The sequence below is a fragment of the Pontibacillus sp. HN14 genome (assembly GCF_021129245.1).
In the GTDB taxonomy this organism is placed as follows: domain Bacteria; phylum Bacillota; class Bacilli; order Bacillales; family BH030062; genus Pontibacillus.
The window spans coordinates 366650-384739 of sequence record NZ_JAJOLR010000002.1 but is presented as its reverse complement, the minus strand read 5'-3'; the positions used below and the strand labels follow the sequence as shown (position 1 = coordinate 384739).

Genomic DNA, 18090 nt, shown 5'->3' with positions numbered 1-18090 from the left:
AGGCAAACCCAAATGACTCAAGACACCGTAACGAGTACGACCTGGGTCGTCCAAGTACCTGTAGCAACCGTTTGGACGTCACCAGAATCCCCACGTGAAATTGATGCGCCAGGCATTTCAAATCCGCTAGACTTACAGCAATGGCATACGAGTTTAACGTATGAACCAAGACTTGCTTTAAGCGATGATAACTTAATCCAATCTCAGCTTTTATATGGAGAAGAAGTTCTCTTAGTCGATATCCAAGGGGAATGGGCACACGTCATTGTTCCCACTCAACCATCAAGGAAGGACGAACGCGGCTATCCAGGTTGGGTCCCTCTCACCCAATTAAAAGAACTGCCTAGTGAGGCATGGACAGGAAATGGCGTTGCCGTTGTGAAGACAAAGAAAGCAACTCTTTATGATCCTTACAAAAAACCATTTCTAGAAGTAAGTTATTTAACCACTCTCCCTGTACAAACGAAGGAAGACGACTACGTAGGCGTATTAAGCCCGCATGGTGGAGGCTATTTCTCTACGGATGAAATTGCCGTATACCCTTCCCTTGAAGACATTCCAAAAGGGACAGGTGAAGATATTTTAAAATCTGGCGAAGCGTTTGTGGACCTTCCTTACTTCTGGGGTGGCATGAGCTCGTTTGGCTATGACTGCTCTGGATTCACGTACAACATGCACAAGGCACAAGGGTACGAAATCCCGCGTGATGCTCACGACCAGGCTGAAAGCGGCGAGAAGGTAGACCTTGACCACTTACAGCCAGGTGACTTGTTGTTCTTCGCTTATGAGGAAGGCAAAGGAAAACTTCACCACGTCGGCCTTTACTACGGCAATGGTAAAATGATTCACTCGCCTAACACCGGTAAAAATGTTGAGATTATTGACTTAAAAGACACGATCTATGAAAAAGAACTGTGCAGCGCCAGACGCTATTGGGAGGAGAAAACCGAGTAGATATGAAGAACAATGCACTCTTACAAGTAAAAGATATCAAAAAGCATTTTGAGCTTGGGCGTGGCCAGATCCTGAAAGCGGTAGATGGCATTAGTTTTGAAATCTACAGCGGGGAAACGTTCGGTCTGGTTGGTGAATCGGGCTGTGGAAAATCAACAGCCGGGCGCACGATCATGGGCCTCTACAATCGCACAGGCGGAGAAGTGCTCTACAACGGGGAAAATGTACACGAGTTAGAAGGTAAAGCGCAGTTTGAGTTAAAACGGAATATGCAAATGATTTTCCAAGATCCTTATGCATCGCTCAATCCGAGATCCACCGTTGCAGAAATCATTGCAGAGCCATTAGAGGTACATGGGATCTATAAGAATCAAAAAGAAAAGATGAAAAGAATTTATGAACTCCTTGAAGAAGTGGGCTTAACACGGGATCACGCCAACCGTTACCCCCACGAATTCAGTGGTGGACAAAGACAGCGTATTGGGATTGCCAGAGCCCTGGCCTTAGATCCTGAAATCATCATAGCCGATGAGCCCATCTCGGCCCTTGATGTATCCGTCCAAGCCCAGGTCGTCAATCTATTAGAAAAGCTGCAAAAAGAGAAAGGTCTCACGTACCTTTTCATCGCACACGACCTATCCATGGTTCAGCATATTTCAGACCGTATTGGGGTTATGTATCTTGGCAATATGGTCGAACTAACGGATGCAGAAGAGTTATATAAGAACCCTCTTCACCCTTACACCAAAGCTCTTCTCTCCGCTGTCCCTATTCCAGACCCGGATATTGAGGACGAGCGAGAGCAGATCGTTATTGAAGGGGAACTACCAAGCCCCATTAATCCACCAAGCGGCTGTGTGTTCCGCACACGCTGCCCAATGGCCATGGAAGCTTGCGCAGAAATCGTACCAGAATGGCAGCAAGTGACGAAGAATCACTACGTCGCCTGCCACCTATACAACGAAGACATCGAAGACAAAACCCCAATCAACGACAACAAAGGCGGCATGAAAGTCAACATCCGCTAACCCCAAAAACCGGCTCTCTCAAAAGAGCCGGTTTTTTTGCGCCCTTATACTTTATCGAGATAAAGCGTGTCAGACACCCTCTCTTGCTGTAAAGCAGTGAAGGGTGTCTGACACGCTTTACTTCTTTACTATAGTGACGCACATCTCCTCCCCTTCTATTTCTATGAATTCTAAAATTTTTACTAAAAGTTTCTTTTAATATACCGATAAACAGAAAGTCGGTCATTATTCCTACTCAATTTACTATACTGGCACTTCTCTTCTTGCTCATACTTTACGAAAAACCGCCTTAGATAGTGTGAAGAGGAAGCTTAAACATCCTATATTACATAAACAGGAGGACAACATTGAAGAACACAAAGAAGCGCAAACTATTCAAACTCAATACCGTTAAATCAAAAATGATTCTCGTTATGGCCCTTTTAGCCATCGTACCTTTACTGACATTAGGCCTTGTATCAGTAACAAAGACAGAATCCATCATCAAGAATGAGGTAAAAGAATCTTCATTCCAAGTCGTCAATGAAGTAGACAATGGACTGACCAACCTTTTTGAAGGAATGGAAAGTCAGATGGAGCTACTGGCCAACAACATTAATTTCACAGACTACTACAGCAATGAGAATAATCGTACTTATGCTAGTTATCTATTAAAGGGCACAAGGGATACTCGTGAAAATTATAAGCACGTTTACTTTGCTACGGATCAAGGCGAGTTGCTCATGGCACCTGAAGCCGCTGCATCCTCCCTATCGGATGACTTTGATCCTACAAGTCGCCCCTGGTACAAAGCAGCAGCCAAACAGCAAGGGAAGCTTGTCATCGGTGAACCTTACAAGGATAAATCTTCAGGCAATTCAATCGTAACACTATCCAAATCTGTCGAGAGCAACGGGCAACTTGTTGGGGTAATTGGGGTCGATATGAACCTTAGCGATCTCGCTAATATGACAAATGACATTGTGATAGGAAATGCAGGCTACGTCGTTCTCGTTGATAATAACGGGAATCTAATCACACACCCTGACTCCTCTTTAATCGGATCGGATACATTAAAAGAGGTCGGCGTGTGGGATCACCTCAGCCAGAATGAAGAGGGAACAAAAGAATACACGTATCAAGAGGAAGAGAAAACGTCTGTCTTCACCACGAACGACATGACCGGATGGAAAGTTCTGTCGACTCTTGAAAGCAGTGAATTCGCCGAAAGAACGAGTAGCATAAAAACAATCACCTTAGTGATGTGTATTGCGTTTGTCATCGTTGCACTTCTAACAGCTTGGATCGTTAGTCGAAAAATTTCAGGAAACATTAACAAAGTGCGTCGATCTTTCAAAGAAGCAGCCCAGGGGGATTTAACAACTCGCGTATCCCTGAAAGCAAATGATGAATTCAAAGAACTAGAAAATAGCTTCAATGAGATGATGGAAGACTTATCAGGTGCATTGAGTGCCGTAGAAAACTCAGCCAATACAACGCTTGAGACAGCCACCTATCTTTCTACTATAACCACGGAGACCTCAACATCTATCACTCAAGTAGCTTCAGCTATAGGCGATGTAGCAGAAGGGGCTTCCTCTCAAGCCGAAAACACTCAAAAAGGCTCAGAAGAAATGAGTGACTTATCTAATCAGCTCGACCAAATTGTCGGTGCCACTGAACAAATGAACCAGGTAAGCACACAATCAGCAGATCTTGGCCGTGACGGGTTACAGCAAGTTGAGATCTTAACTCAAAAATCTCAGGAAACAAAAGACTCCTCCCAGCAAGTAGGAACCATTGTTCAAGAGATTAATGACAACATGCAGGAGATCAACGCCTTTGTGACAACCATTTCAAACATTACAGAACAAACCAACTTACTCGCATTAAACGCTTCGATTGAAGCCGCAAGAGCAGGGGAACACGGGAAAGGATTCGCTGTGGTAGCTGAAGAAGTACGCAAACTAGCGGAAGAGTCAAAAGCCTCGGCAAGTCAGGTAACAGGCATCATCGAGAAGATTCAAACGGTAGTCGATCAAGCTGTCCAAGCCGTCGGAGATACAAATGGAACGGTTCAAGAACAAGAAGAAGCCGTTCAGCAGACCAAATCCATATTCTCTGAAATCTTATCTGCCTTAAACGGAGTAGCCGAGCAAGCCCAAACGGTAAAAGAGGCCGTCTCTAGCAGTCAGGAAAATAAGGATGCGGTCCTTGGAGAAATTCAGAATATCTCTGCTCTTTCGGAGCAAACTGCCTCTTCTTCTGAAGAAGTATCGGCCTCCTCAGAAGAAATATCAGCCACAATGGAAGAGTTCGCTAAGCACTCCTCCGGCTTACAAGATATCTCAGAGCAGCTCAACCAAGAAATGAAAAAATTTAAATTCAACTAACCCCAAAAAGGATCGCCTTTACTAAAAGGCGATCCTTTATTGCTGTAAAGAACTCCAGGGTGTCAGACACCCTTCACCTCTCTACCAATTAAAAGCGCCTCTATTAGGTAAATAGTATTAGGATTTTTAGATCTATCCTTTTTCCATAATATGTTCTGTCTAAAAAAACCTTATAAAGAAAGTAAAAACAATTCTTTATAGACCCTCAACAAATTCTTTATATCATCGTAATATATAGATGCATGCAATTAACTCCCTAAAGTTTCTGGAAATACTCACCGTCAAAACAGATCTTTGGTTGAATAGTCAGAGTGCCCTGACTAAAAGAGTTTTAATTGCTAATGCTGTTGCTAAAGCCGACCTTTTATAACTTTAGGTCGGCTTCCTCTTTACTTAATTACTTTATCGCTTTAAAACATAAAAACTCCCTCTTTTTTACAAGAAGGAGTTTTTCAATTACAAATCGCACTACTCAACCTAATCGACGATCCTTAAGCATCAATAGCTTTCCTTATCAACTTCAAGATGCTGTTGTAAGGTTTGGATATGCTCTTGAAGTTCTTGTTCATCAGGGAAGTAATACCATAGGTCACCTACAAAACCTCCATCCCCTTCTTCAAATCTCATCTGATCAATATTATGCCGCATATCTTTATATCGCTTCTGAAGATTTACGATTTCCTCAAACGTTAAGTTTGTTTTAATCGTCTCCCCAACTGCGTTAAACAAGCTATTGTAGTTCCACATGGATTGCACACGGGCTCCTTTATCAATCACAGCTTGTATGATTTGCTTCTGCCGATCTTGGCGCCCAAAGTCACCACGAGGGTCCTCATAACGAATGCGTGTATAAACTAAAGCCTTCTTCCCATCTAGCGTAATTTCCCCTTTTGGAAAATCATAACCGCCATGTGAAAGGGCTAAATCATTCTTGACCGTGACTCCACCCACTGCATTTACAATCTTCTCAAAGCCTTGCATATTAACCTTCACATAATAATCAATAGGAATTTGCAAAAAGTCTTCAACTGTTTCCACAGACATTTGGACACCTCCATACGCATAGGCATGGTTAATTTTCTCTACCGTCCCGTGTCCAATAATATCTGTACGCGTATCGCGGGGGATGCTTAGCATTTTTATAGTTTCTTCTGAAGGGTTCACAGTCAGAACAATCATCGTATCCGACCGTCCTACATCGTCCTCTCTTTCATCTACACCAAGTAGTAAAACCGAAAACGGCGGAGCATCAATTTGGTCTTTCTTCGTGACCATATCCACTCGTTTATCCGTATCCCGTTTGAGTGGTTCATAGACTTGATCCATCGTATTTTGAAAGGATTGATAAACTGAGAAGCCATAAACCAATCCCCCTACAACTAACACAGCCATCACTATGAGACCAATCCGGTAAAATCTACTCTTCTTTTTCCCTTTAAATCTTCTTCTAGCAGCCAATCTCGCTCGCTCCTTTTTCTATCTAACAACCTCTCCTCATTTTATCACCTAACCTCACATTTAAGCGAATCCCATGAGAAATATTTACAGCTAGCAATTTACTACATTAAAGCGATAAATGGTGTCAGACACCCTTTACTCTTATACAGCAATGATGCGTGTCAGACACCCTTCATTGCTGTGCAGTGAAAAAGCGCATCTAAACAAGGTTTGATTACAAAAAAACCGCTGCTACAAGTGTAACAGCGGTTTTCTACAGAAAGATCTAGCGCATTAGAAGTCCCATCTTAGCGTATTCCCACATTACGCCTCGATCTAATGTTCTCACATCCGTCAGATCTATACGCTTGGCTTGAAGCGAGGTGAGGAAAGTTGTCCCTTCTCGGAACTCTTCATCTGGTTCATCAGCTACCCAATCTTCAATGGTTAGCCCTTTTTGAACTTGCTGGAGATTGTATTCATCCATTCCAAGTTCCAATGGACGCTTCTCCACTACACCTAAATCGTTCATTACCCAAGCATATGGCCCTTCTACGTATGCTTTAGCGTCTTCAGGGCTTTCAACTTCTTCATCTGGCCCTTCCTCTTGGACCTCTTCACTTTCTTCTTCGAGCGCTTCTTCTTCCACAACCCGATCGGATACAAAGTCTTCCATGCCATTGATCGGAAGGTGAATCCAGTTTTGATAAACCGTCAGCACGTTTTGTACTTCTTCAACTGTGAGGTACACCGTACTATGGTACCCAGGCAAGGCGCGATCAATATCCTCATTTAACTCAACGACGAACGGATAAGCGCTATCTCCAAGTTCACTCGAACCTTCAATAGGGAAATCATCCGCAGAGCCCACTTGCCCTTCCCATGACTCTTCTAGCTTCTCAACCGTACCTCGAGCCTTCATTCCTTCTTCAACGTCAACACGGTTCTGCTCATCCACATTTCCAGTAACGATTAAACGATCAGACCTGGCAATTGTGACGGCCGGATCTTCAAGGTTGTGGTCCAACTCTTTAATTGTACCGTCAAACAAACTAGAGACTTCTACAACCTGGCCCCTGTCTTCAACTTGATCTAGCTGATCCTCTAGCGCTTCAAGTTGAGCTTCTTTTAGCGCCAACTCTTTCTCAGCTTCTGCTTCAGACTGCTCCTGATTCACTTCAGCCTCAGCAAATGGACGGTCGTCATCTTCTTCAGGTTCTGGGACGTCGATGTCCTCTACATCATCCACATAGTCCTCAAGGGCATCTACCTCTTCTTCAAGGCCTGAGATCTGGCCCTCAAGCTGATTCACCGTCCCCCAGTAATCCCTGACCACATATTCAAAAAGGGGATCCCCTAGCTGCACTTCATCCCCTTCTTCTACAACGAACTGCTGAAAACTACCTAAATCCTTATCAAAATACACGTACTCCTCAGTAGATGGCTGAAACACACCTTCTGCTGCAATCGCATTTTCTAAATCCGCCGTGAAAGGCGTATCCCATTTGGATATGTAGGATTTTCGTTCAACTTCATCTTCTGACAAGACAACCAGAATAATGTTAGCCACCACCAACAACGTCGTGGTCAGAACGACAATCCAACGTTTTCTGTTCTTCTTCATGTCAAAACCTCGCGATTCCTATGTTATAAAAAATATACATCAACGTGCGCTAGTGCGGCTGCGGCTGCCCAGTATAGGATATGTAGTAAAATAACGAGAAGCCACGCTTGCCATCTTTTCCATTCTGTAAAATAATGAACGGTTTTGATCTTAAACCATACGATCCAAAGCTGAACCACTGAAATCGCACCAAAGAAATAAATAATCCATGGGATATCTGTTATGTAAGATGCGATAATCCCAAACGAAATGGGTGACACATACCAATCAAGTCCAGTGTTTACTAAAAGTACAACCCAAAAGATTCGCTCCAACAATAAAATCGTTAGTATAGGAAGATGGAGCGCCATAAGCTTACGATAAGGAATACCCGTAAACATCCAGATTAGAAATGGACTGCCAAACAATATTAAAATAGCAAAAATCAACCCAAACAAGGCTCGACCAAACAAGAAAAATAGTTTTCGAACTTCATAGTCTTCAAATGAAAGAGAAGTCGCCCGGGTTGAGATTGTATCCATTCCTAGCCCAAACCAGGCACTACCTATGTAGACGAATATACTAAGAAACATCAGAAGAAAGACGCGGCGCCAAAGATTGTCTACTTTCTCTGCTTGATACATGCGAGAAAAGGCATTTTCCCGCCTGAAGAATAACGGTGCCACACGAACTTGATACATCAACCTCATCCTTTTTTCGAATTCGATGATACATTTTTTGAAAAATATTATGTAAAAAATGGCATACATCATCATGTACCACATTTTATCATAAATAAAACTCATATTTATATAAGACGTACGAATATATTTTAAGTTTCAACAATTTTCGATATAATCGTTATTTCTTCATAAAAATTTCCTCGGAAATACTCATATTTCCGAGGACCCATTACTCCATAAATCCATCCTTCAAGTTATCAATATGAATTTCATCAGGCAATTCTTTTGAGGCATCTGGAATATCCCGCGGTTTCACATCTACACCGTTTGCAGAATAAATCGCGATCCGAAGCGTTCCTCCCACAACATTCGATCGGATTAAGACAGGCTCATTGTAGTTGTTCTTAAAAGTAAAGTCAGGCCCCCACCAACTGACCGTTGCATCTCTACCAGGCGGAACGTAAGGTACCTGTTTACTATGAGAATAACGCTCTACAATTTTAATTCGAGCATGATCAACTGCATTAAAGAGCGTAGAGGAGACCTGGCATATTCCTCCGCCGATCCCTTCAGTCACTTCCCCTTTCACAATGACAGGGGCAGGCTTATACCCTTTTTCTTTCGTTCGTTTTCCGACTACCTCATTAAACGAAAAGACCTCATTTGGAAACACGACATGGTTATCAATCGCATCAGAGGATAATTGAATGTTATGAGTACGTTCTTCATTCCTTGAGTTAAAGTACGTAACATACTGCCCAATTTGTTGCGTCCGAATATGTGCAATTAACTCACTGTCCACTTTGGGGTGAACAGTCATTAAAGGAACAGTCATCGATTGCTTACTTGGTTCATAAAGCGTCTGAATGAATTTCGTTTGAAATTTCTCTTCGTACACTTTAAACCCCGGCTCACCCGATAGGATCTCTCCCGACTTCCCAATCTTCGCATTCACGGGTTCCTGAACGAGCTGTTCACTAAGTTCTCGACTCAGTTTACCCACACGTTCTAAATCCACAAAAGGCTCACCCACTTCATGCGTGAACGGTATTACCTCAACTTTTTTCACTTCATCCCCGTCGTGAAGTATTGAGATCTGTTCTTTCTCAGCAACTGGCGCAGCTACACCTGCACCTCCAACTAAAATAGATAAACCCAATAAGACCATTTTCATCATCCATACCCTCCTAAACGTAGTATGGATATACAACCAACCTTTCATGTACAAAACGTTTCAAGCAACCCACCCTTTATCACGGTAAAGCACTGCATGGTGCCAGACACCCTTTACCCTACTAAAGCATAAAATCCCAAAAGAAACGAAGAGCCTTTACAGCTCTTCGTTTTTCTGGTTTATCGGATTTCGAATGATAGGGATGCGTCTTTGTTTGCTCCTGCAATTGATAAACTGTAAGTGCCTGGTTGCACACTTTCCCATCCAGGGATCACAATTTTATTTCCATTCACTTTAAGATCAACGGGCACTACATGCCCATTCTCATCTAAAAGCTCTAAGGATTGAGTTTCAATTAGTTTCTTTTTCCCTTTTGATTTGCCATGTTTCTTCGCCCAATTTTTATCATCACCAAAGGCAATTAGAACCGTTTGCTTCGACTTCTTACCTTCTTCATCTGTAAGTGTCACTCTGGTTACTCCATGGCTTCTTGTACCTAATTTACCATTTGAGGATACATGACCAACTGGCTTTTTCATCACGCGCCATTGTTGGGTCATCGTTGCTTCCTCAGCTTCTCTAAGGTCCAACTGCACCAATACTGGATCATGATCACTTACTCGGCCCTGTACTTCTGTAAAGTCAGCATTCAAGTGCACAACATCAACGGCTGTTTGATCTCTCAAATGGTTGGCCACTAAGATATGATCGAGAGCCTGGGAATTCCCCTGGTAATTGTACGTATATCGCTCATTCTCAGGAAGCTCTTTAATCATATTCGACAGAACGTCTCCTTCAAGAGCTTCAAGAGGAGCTGAGTATTCAAAGTCATTCAAGTCACCTAAGACAACAACATTGGCGTCTCCATCTTTCTCTAACACGTCATCGACAAAACCGTTTACCACTTTTGCTTGAGCGATTCGCTGTTGTTCGCTTCCTAATTCAGCAGGTTGAATTCCGCCAAACGGAGCATCATCTCCACCTTTTGAATTAAAGTGGTTGGCTACTACAATAACGTCCTCCCCATTAAACTCAAACTGCGCAGCAAGTGGCTTTCGGGAATCATCAAACGCTTCATTAGTCGGATCGATTCGCCCTGGATTAAGCGTTAGTCCTCCATCTTCAGTAACGTCAACATCTGTCGTTGCATCACCTTTAGGCTGCTCCGCCAACGAAACGCGGTCTGGATTATAAATAAATCCTACACGAATGTTGCCATCAGGTTCCCCGCCGTCTTCATTATTGGCTGGGGCAATGTCCGTATACTGATAGGTCGGGCCTCCGTTTTCTTCGATTGCCTCAATAATGGCCTGATAGTTCTCACTTGCATCTGTCTCGCCTTCACCTGCCCCATTGTTATCCTGCACTTCTACAAGCCCAACAATATCCGGTGCATCTAAGCGGTTCACAATACTTTTTGCAATTTCATCCGTTTTCTCTGGGTTTTCAGTATCTGTGGCGTAGTAATTTTCCATGTTATAACTTGCTACCGATAGTTTCTCTTCGTCCTTTTGAAGAGTTGTCGTTTCCCGTTCAAAATCACTCTCTACCACTTCCGGAAGTCCATCGACTTCAAGCTTATAATTACTGAACTCATATCCAAGGACACCTGTTACTGGCTGTTTAAACGTAGCTCCCACTGTAATCGGCTCCATATCCTGACTATAATCATCAATCAGAATACGTTCAGGATTCAGGCTAGGTTCAACGATAATTCCACCTGCAGGCGTTCGCGTTTTAGAAGAACCATTCGGAACGGTCACGGCTGTTTCGTCGTAATTCGTATACTCCGCTCGTGGCATCACAACGGTCGCAGTTGGCGCTGCCACACGCATTCCCTCTAGACTTTCGTAAAAATCAATCGCGTCCTCTTCAGGATCAAATAGCGAGAATGCATCATTATCAATCACTTTATACGGAATTTGACGCCCATCTTCACCTAAAACCACCGCTTCCGGCAACTCAACGTCACTTTCTTCAACACTAACACTTGCTCCTGCGATTTGCGTTAACGTGAGATCATCTGAGAAATCGAACCAAAGAAAGTTGGATTGAGTATATTCTGTTACTTCGCCGGCTACTTGGACCCGGTCGCCAACCTGCACATCTAATCCATTCTTGTTGTAAACGTAAATCCCTTCTGACGTAGCAGGATCCTCATCCATTTGACCCGAAAGCTCCTGCATATAAAAGCCATTATCACCAGTCGTTCTCGTCACGATTCCTTCTATCCCCGAAACCGTCATACCTTCATATAAAGAAGTATGTGTCGCACCTTGAATGTCGTGAATACGGAGCTCATCATTTGCTTTTAACACCTGATATTCAAACGTTACAACTGAAGACGTCCCCTCGTATCCTGCTTGGATCGCTTTGATTGTGGTGTCTTCTGTTATTGTAATTGGTTCTGTATATTTCAAGCTGTCTACCGTTGGTTCAGACCCATCTGTCGTATAGTAGATGTCCCCTTCTTCAAAAGATGACAACGAGACGGTCGAACCTGCTTGCACCCCACCAGAACCAGGGTTCGCCTGAATCGCATCCGCTGTACCTGTTGAAACAAACTCAATATCCGCTTCACCTCGAGGCATTACTTGATCCGTTCCGTTAAACTCAGTAGAAATCCCCGTGATGTCCACAATCATCCCATCCGTGTATAGGAAATCTTCATACGAAAGCCCTGTCCGATTGTCTACACGAACGGTTACGCTTTCCCCATCTTTCGTCGCAACGAACTCAAACGTCCCGAAATCGTTCACCTTCTCAAGCCCACTTATGGATACCGATTCAAGAGAAACGAGACTCCCTTCATTCTCCTCTGTCACTCCAGATGGCGATACTACAAGTGGTTCAGGCAACTCGCCTGTTCCATTCTTTTCTAGATCGGAGACATTTACAAGCTCAAGGACCCCGTTGTACTCGGTCGTGTCACCTGTCAGCTGAATCACATCACCCTTCTGGATCTCGTCACCATATGTATCTTGATACACATAGATCCCAGCGGTACCATCCTGAAGATAGAACGCTTTGCCGCCAAAAGCGCCCAGATCCGTTGTCACAACACCTTCAACAGCCACATCCGTTTGACCCGCTCCTCCTGCACGAACGTCAGCAATCGATGTAACCTCAACCGGTGTGGTTGTCTCATCATCTGAGTCACCATCGCCAGAATCGACTCCTTCCATCGTGTGACTTCCAAGATACTGAGACGTGTCTTTCGCATACGCCTCCCACTCTTCAGACGGATCAAATGCATCATCTGCATTCACATCTCCTGTTGTAACAGAAGATTGTCGCACAAGCGTTACGTCCTTAGCAAAATCAGATCCTTCTCCGATTTGACCAAACGAATCTACAATATCCCCGTTGTAATAGAGAACATAACCATCATTCCCATTGTGGTTAATGCCTCCGCTCGTTTGATCGGCAAGGTTGATAAATTCACTACTCGCTTGATTATTGACGATTGTATACGTCTCCCCAGGCGCTACTTCACCCGTAAGGCTGACTGATTCTCCCGTGGTATTTCCATTAAAAAATAGCTTTAAGTCAAACTGACTAAGATCAAGCGTTTGACCTGTCCCATTAAACAGTTCAATCGCTTTGTTATAACCGCCGCCTTCTACATATTCAGAAATGATCAGCCCGTCCGTACTACTAACATCAGCACTCACCACAGCTGCCGGTGTCAAACCACCCACAGATAACGCCAAAGCCGATGCCAAACTTAACCCCTTCTTCATACTACGATTCTTCACATCCCCAACTCCCTTGTAAAAAAGTAGATTTCAATTCATATCCTAGCAAATAAACATAAATTTCACGTTAAGATTCCAATAAAATCTCCCTAAACTGACAAAAACAGTCATATATGCATAAGACAAAAGCCACAAAATCCCTTTCACACTCTAAAGCAACAGCGCGTGCCAGACACCCAGCACTACACTAAAGCACTACAGCGTGCCAGACACCCTTCACCTCTCTAAAGCGCAGCCGCGTGTCTGACACCCTTCACTCTTTCACCGCATTAAAAAAACGGACTCGCATTACACGAGTCCGTTTTAAAGTTTAGTAGACGCCTACGCTGTTCCATGCGGAAGCGACGGAATTAGCTGTTGTGGAGCCGTATAAATCTTGTGCAGATTGAACAAGTGCCTGACGAGCGTCAGAGAATGTACTACTTGGTGTTAAGTACACGGTTAAAGCACGGTAGTAAATACCTTCTGCTTTCGATTGTCCAATAGCGTTGATTGTGTTATAAGCAGCTTTGTTCGGGATACCACTATTCGTGTGGACGCCGCCCCAGTCCCCTTGCTCTGTATTAGGCAGATTCTGATAATTGTCCATATGAGCTGGTTGACCATACTGAGTTGGGTTACTCATACTACGTAACGCATCCCCCGGTACTCCCGGTGTATAAACATCTTCACCCATCAACCAATCTTCGTTATCAACGAAATAACCGAATACATCTGAGAAGGATTCATTTAATGCTCCGGACTGATTCTCGTAAACTAGCTCAGCCGTTGTGTCTGTCACAGCGTGCGTTAGTTCGTGCGCTACAATATCATCTGCACCTGATAGATACGTAAACGTAGACCCATCACCATCACCGTAGATCATTTGATTTCCGACCCACGCTGCGTTGTTATAGTTGTTACCAAAGTGTACAGAAGACACAATATCAGATCCATTATCGTCGTAACTTTCGCGACCGAAATTGTCATAATAGAAATCAAACACTTCGCCGGCATAGTAGTGCGCATCAACAGCAGCTTTTTGACGCTCGCTGTAGAACGTGTTGCCAGAATCGGTTACATAATAACCAGGCAAGCTATACTGACCACCATTATTGTTGTCGTAAGTAGCAATAACCCCACTCATCGGCTTCGTTACATCATATAAATAATACGTATTGTTTGCATAATAAGTATTTACTGACTTCTGATCTCCTAAGACGCCTGTTCCTGTACCCGTTGCTTCATGCACTTTGTTCACAGACTTCTCAATAGAACCATCCTCTGCGTTCACCCAGATCTGCCAGTTCCCTGGGGTTGGTTCAGCAAATTGAAGCTGTACATGATAAGCAAGGGTATATTCTCCGTCTTGCGGAAGAACGACAAGCTCTGATTTTTCCGTTAGGTTCTTAACGGTTTTCCCATCAACGGATTGTTTCTTCAAATCCGCTTCTGCTCGTTCTACATCGATCGACGACCACGCAGCATCTAGTGCCTGCTTTTTATTCAGTTCACGCTGCTGTTTAATTTTCTGAGGGGCATCCGGATGGAATTCCCCGTTAATCGATGCAATCTCCCCGTCCTCTTTCACATGTACTAGAACGCGAGATTGGTCAATTGGGACATTGTGAACCACAGGCTGATACACATAGTGCGTCATGCCAAGCTCATCCGTTTGGACATCTTTAAGCTCAAGCTGAGACTTTGGATTTTTCTTAAATACATCTATATTTTCCTTAAAGAATTTATCAACATCTTGCTTACTATTAATTTTTTGGGATGATAGTTTACCAGAAATAAAAGACGGCCCGGTTACTTGATCCTTTTGAATGCTTGCTTCAGGCTTTAATTTCCACGCCGTATCGGCTGCTGCACTCACTGAAGCACCGCTTCCAAGTAACAATCCAGCACTTAATGTAACCGCCCCGGCAACCGTTTTCCAATTTTGTTTCTTCATTGTTTCCCTCATCTCCCTTTTCTATAAAATCTACCTTTATTGTATCGGATGATTCTATTAAAATCTTTGAGAAAACAAGAAAGGGAAAGAGGGATTCAGTTGACTTATACGGAACATATTTTCGCAAAAAGGACGAAAGTCCCAGACAATAATCGACCATTTTCAATCTTGAGGAAAACAGTTGGGTTTATTCATCAAAAAAGCTTAAGAGAAATCCTTTTATTTCGAAATAAAAAAAGCGAGCCCCCTTTACTGGACTCGCTTCTGATTATTATTCTCTTCCTTCTTTAATAAAAGCCGGCACGCGCAAGGAATCCAGAACATTCATTTTCGGATCCCAGGACTGGAACTGACCAATGACGTGCCCCTTTTGCACAACTTTGCACTCTAATATGTATAAGGACTGATCCCCTTTGGTTTCCAACAAAAGATCCGTATCCCCAAGGCGCAGGTGGTAATCATGCAGGACAACTCCAATGTATTCATGGCGCATGTGAGATGTCCCTTCATGGTTAAGCACCATTTTCGCAAGGTCCTCCACTTTCATCTTGCTGTAAGCCGCGTGATCTTCAAGCCTTTGTTTCACTTTACCAGCTGTATCTTTTGCCCAATTCTTTATACTATCCGTAAATGCGTTCATCCGCTTCATCTCCTTCCCATTTGGTATCTATCTTTCCCCATTCCTAAGATTTTTACCCCCATCTCCTGCTTTATACAGAAAATGGATTCACTGTCCATACTTTTTTCACAATTTCTCGTGTCGATTTATGTTATGGTTAAAAGAAGTCGTACAAAAATATAAAAAATTTATAAAAATAAATCATTATACAATTTAAAGATAAACAGCAAAGGAGCCCAAACAACATGAATATCTTATTAACCGGAGCGACTGGATTCTTAGGAAAGCAGCTTACGCTTCGATTACTCCATGAAGGCCATCACGTCTATGCCATTGCACGAAACAGGCGTAAAGCTGAGAACCTCTTAGAGTCCGTTTCAGAAGATATACAAGCTCGCCTCTCTATTGTCGAAGGAGATCTGATGGAAGAAAAAGCAGGCATCTCATCAAATGACCTGGCCATGTTAACCGATCAAATCGATACCATCTATCACAGCGCAGCCTACCTATCCTTTGATGAGAGCGAGAGGGATAAAACATTTCATATAAATGTAAGCGGAACCAAAAATATGCTCGAATTGGCAAAAGTCATTAACGCGAGACACTTCTACTATATTAGCACCGCCTATACACTAGGCACGAAACGATATGCAGAAGAAAAGCTTCACCCCGTAGATCAGGAATTCGTAAACCCGTACGAGGAAAGCAAATGCCATGCTGAACACCTGGTGTGGGCGTATAAAGATACACTTGATGTGAACATTTTCCGCCCATCGATTATTATAGGTGACTCAAAAACAGGCGAAGCCGACACAAGTTTTGCCTTATACGGTGTCATTCGTGGACTTGAGATCTTGAAAAAGCGAACCGATCGGAAGCAAGAACTTCAGGATAAAGTCTATAAATTCCTGTGCACCGAAGAGACATCCCAGAACTTTATCCCTGTCGATTACGTCCTCGATGTACTAACCGCCGCGTTGGCTACACATGAACCAAATCGAATTTACCATATTACGAATCCAAATCCGCCAACCAATCGATTGCTCTTTGACATGGTAAAAGAAAAGCTCGATTTCCCGAATATTGAAATGGTGCCATCCGATTACGCGGGAGAACTTTCGAAGGAAGAGCAAAAGTTTAACGAACCGATGAAAGTGTTCCGCCCTTATTGGAATAAGAAATTAACATTTGATGATACGAATACGAAACAATTGTTGCGTAAAAACGGGATGGACCACCTAGATATGAACATCGACATGATTGAACGCATCCTTTACGGAAATAGATCCTAGAAACGAGGACCTTATGAAAAGTATTCACCATTCGAGTTTACACTATAAAATGTACTTCTCAGACCCTTCAAAGGAATGGGTCGTGTTCCTGCACGGCTTAGGCGGGAATTGGAACATCTTCCACAAACAAATCGACTACTTTAAAGAAAACTTCAATCTACTCTTTATCGACCTGCCCGGACACGGAAAAAGCCCTTTTATAAGACAGAAACAAAACCTATTAACACATACGGGCCAGCAAGTAATTGACCTTTTAAATAAGCTATCCATTTCTTCTGCGCACTTCCTCGGTGTGTCCCTTGGAACAATCGTGATGCAATCGATCGCAATGGAACACCCCCACCGAATGAAGTCGATGACCTTAGCAGGAGCAGCAGGCAAATGGCTGAAATGGGGTGAACTATTAGGGAAACTCACCATTTCATTCCCTATGAGTCACATACTCCCCTACATGGTCCCGTTTAAAGCTTTTGCATATATCGTCTTGCCAAAGCCTAATCACAGCAAGTCTCGAAACATTTTCATACGGGAGGCCACCAAGCTTGGTCGATACGCCTACCTCGGTTGGGCCAACATCATTCGGGACTCTTATAAGATCTATGAACAACTTGATAAGAAAACCAACCACATCCCTAAACTCTATATAACAGGATCAGAAGACCATATGTTCATAAAAGGCATTAAAAATCACGTGCAAACAGAAGCCAGATCCAAAATGCACATCATTCAAAAGTGCGGCCATGTCTGTAACTTAGAGAAAGCAGCTGAATTTAACAGAATTGCCTTTGAGTTCATCAGCCACCACTCCCTTCTAAACAAGTCCATTTCAGATATTTCATAAGAAAAGGTAGAGGTGCACCTTAGCATCTCTACCCTTCTTATACATAAGTATGTATTGATCAAACGTTTGATCAATCACCTTACTCCGTTACAACAGAAGACTGTAAACGCTGTTTCATCAGGTCAATAATGTCCTGAGCACTCGTTTCAGCGGACCCTTCCGTGTGCTGAATCACTTCTCTCATTAATTCAACCCATTGTTTTTGCTCATCCACTTGAAAAACTCCTCACGCACTTACATAATATGTATAATATAACACAGTTTTCGACGAAAACGCTAGAAAATAGTAATGCTGAAGCACATTGTCTTCTATTTTGTCGAACCCTTGAAAACCCACTTTCCGATTGAACTCCTAGATCATGAAAAATCATCTAAATTCCCCATTTCTCCCCT

General features: G+C 43.1%; 13 protein-coding genes. 5 read left to right on the top strand and 8 right to left on the bottom strand.

Annotated elements, in window-relative coordinates; all coding sequences use genetic code 11:
* Positions 1-12: 12 nt before the first annotated feature.
* The 3 genes from LQ226_RS10990 (at position 13) to LQ226_RS10980 (ending at position 4354) form a co-directional block, all read left to right on the top strand.
* Entirely contained in the window at positions 13-954 is a 942-nt protein-coding gene (locus LQ226_RS10990; RefSeq protein WP_231417943.1) for a C40 family peptidase, read from the top strand.
* 2 nt (positions 955-956) lie between these two features.
* The gene (locus LQ226_RS10985; protein WP_231417942.1) at positions 957-1982 is read left to right on the top strand and encodes an ABC transporter ATP-binding protein; all 1026 of its coding nucleotides are present in this window, start codon (positions 957-959) and stop codon (positions 1980-1982) included.
* 347 nt (positions 1983-2329) lie between these two features.
* Positions 2330-4354 (top strand): methyl-accepting chemotaxis protein, encoded by a 2025-nt coding sequence (locus LQ226_RS10980; RefSeq protein WP_231417941.1) that lies wholly within the window; start codon positions 2330-2332, stop codon positions 4352-4354.
* A 498-nt stretch (positions 4355-4852) separates the two neighbouring features.
* Here the strand turns inward: LQ226_RS10980 and LQ226_RS10975 are convergent, their stop codons facing one another.
* From LQ226_RS10975 to LQ226_RS10945, 7 genes are all read right to left on the bottom strand, one after another.
* Positions 4853-5746: an LCP family glycopolymer transferase gene (locus LQ226_RS10975; RefSeq protein ID WP_231417940.1), complete on the bottom strand. Its 894-nt coding sequence runs from the start codon at positions 5744-5746 to the stop codon at positions 4853-4855.
* 331 nt (positions 5747-6077) lie between these two features.
* On the bottom strand, positions 6078-7415 hold the full coding sequence (locus LQ226_RS10970; protein WP_231417939.1) for an efflux RND transporter periplasmic adaptor subunit: 1338 nt from the start codon (positions 7413-7415) through the stop codon (positions 6078-6080).
* A gap of 23 nt (positions 7416-7438) precedes the next feature.
* Positions 7439-8095, bottom strand: a complete 657-nt coding sequence (locus LQ226_RS10965) for a hypothetical protein (RefSeq protein ID WP_231417938.1) — start codon at positions 8093-8095, stop codon at positions 7439-7441.
* Positions 8096-8306: 211 nt separating this feature from the next.
* Positions 8307-9254 (bottom strand): VanW family protein, encoded by a 948-nt coding sequence (locus LQ226_RS10960; protein WP_231417937.1) that lies wholly within the window; start codon positions 9252-9254, stop codon positions 8307-8309.
* A gap of 176 nt (positions 9255-9430) precedes the next feature.
* Entirely contained in the window at positions 9431-13009 is a 3579-nt protein-coding gene (locus LQ226_RS10955; RefSeq protein ID WP_231417936.1) for a chitobiase/beta-hexosaminidase C-terminal domain-containing protein, read from the bottom strand.
* Positions 13010-13319: 310 nt separating this feature from the next.
* Positions 13320-14945: a M4 family metallopeptidase gene (locus tag LQ226_RS10950; RefSeq protein ID WP_231417935.1), complete on the bottom strand. Its 1626-nt coding sequence runs from the start codon at positions 14943-14945 to the stop codon at positions 13320-13322.
* A 271-nt stretch (positions 14946-15216) separates the two neighbouring features.
* Complete coding sequence (locus tag LQ226_RS10945; protein WP_231417934.1) at positions 15217-15585, bottom strand: hypothetical protein; 369 nt, start codon at positions 15583-15585, stop codon at positions 15217-15219.
* 224 nt (positions 15586-15809) lie between these two features.
* Between LQ226_RS10945 and LQ226_RS10940 the strand changes: the two genes are divergently transcribed.
* Together LQ226_RS10940 and LQ226_RS10935 are read left to right on the top strand one after the other, a co-directional pair.
* Positions 15810-16856, top strand: coding sequence for an SDR family oxidoreductase (locus LQ226_RS10940; protein ID WP_231417933.1), 1047 nt, complete (start codon positions 15810-15812; stop codon positions 16854-16856).
* A 13-nt stretch (positions 16857-16869) separates the two neighbouring features.
* A complete protein-coding gene (locus LQ226_RS10935; protein WP_231417932.1) occupies positions 16870-17697 on the top strand; it encodes an alpha/beta fold hydrolase in 828 nt (275 codons plus the stop codon).
* A gap of 79 nt (positions 17698-17776) precedes the next feature.
* On the opposite strand, the gene LQ226_RS20950 is transcribed toward LQ226_RS10935, so the two are convergent.
* Positions 17777-17911 carry a hypothetical protein gene (locus LQ226_RS20950; protein ID WP_255688501.1) on the bottom strand — a complete coding sequence of 45 codons (135 nt, stop codon included), beginning with the start codon at positions 17909-17911 and terminating at the stop codon, positions 17777-17779.
* Between the last annotated feature and the right edge of the window lie 179 nt (positions 17912-18090).

What these genes read in the sequence shown, in the direction of transcription:
- LQ226_RS10990 (WP_231417943.1), top strand. Translation starts at nt 13, where the DNA reads ATGACTCAAGACACCGTAACGAGTACGACCTGGGTCGTCCAAGTACCT.
- LQ226_RS10985 (WP_231417942.1), top strand. Translation starts at nt 957, where the DNA reads ATGAAGAACAATGCACTCTTACAAGTAAAAGATATCAAAAAGCATTTT.
- LQ226_RS10975 (WP_231417940.1), bottom strand. Translation starts at nt 5,746, where the DNA reads ATGGCTGTGTTAGTTGTAGGGGGATTGGTTTATGGCTTCTCAGTTTAT.
- LQ226_RS10970 (WP_231417939.1), bottom strand. Translation starts at nt 7,415, where the DNA reads ATGAAGAAGAACAGAAAACGTTGGATTGTCGTTCTGACCACGACGTTG.
- LQ226_RS10965 (WP_231417938.1), bottom strand. Translation starts at nt 8,095, where the DNA reads ATGTATCAAGTTCGTGTGGCACCGTTATTCTTCAGGCGGGAAAATGCC.
- LQ226_RS10960 (WP_231417937.1), bottom strand. Translation starts at nt 9,254, where the DNA reads ATGATGAAAATGGTCTTATTGGGTTTATCTATTTTAGTTGGAGGTGCA.
- LQ226_RS10950 (WP_231417935.1), bottom strand. Translation starts at nt 14,945, where the DNA reads ATGAAGAAACAAAATTGGAAAACGGTTGCCGGGGCGGTTACATTAAGT.
- LQ226_RS10945 (WP_231417934.1), bottom strand. Translation starts at nt 15,585, where the DNA reads ATGAACGCATTTACGGATAGTATAAAGAATTGGGCAAAAGATACAGCT.
- LQ226_RS10940 (WP_231417933.1), top strand. Translation starts at nt 15,810, where the DNA reads ATGAATATCTTATTAACCGGAGCGACTGGATTCTTAGGAAAGCAGCTT.
- LQ226_RS10935 (WP_231417932.1), top strand. Translation starts at nt 16,870, where the DNA reads ATGAAAAGTATTCACCATTCGAGTTTACACTATAAAATGTACTTCTCA.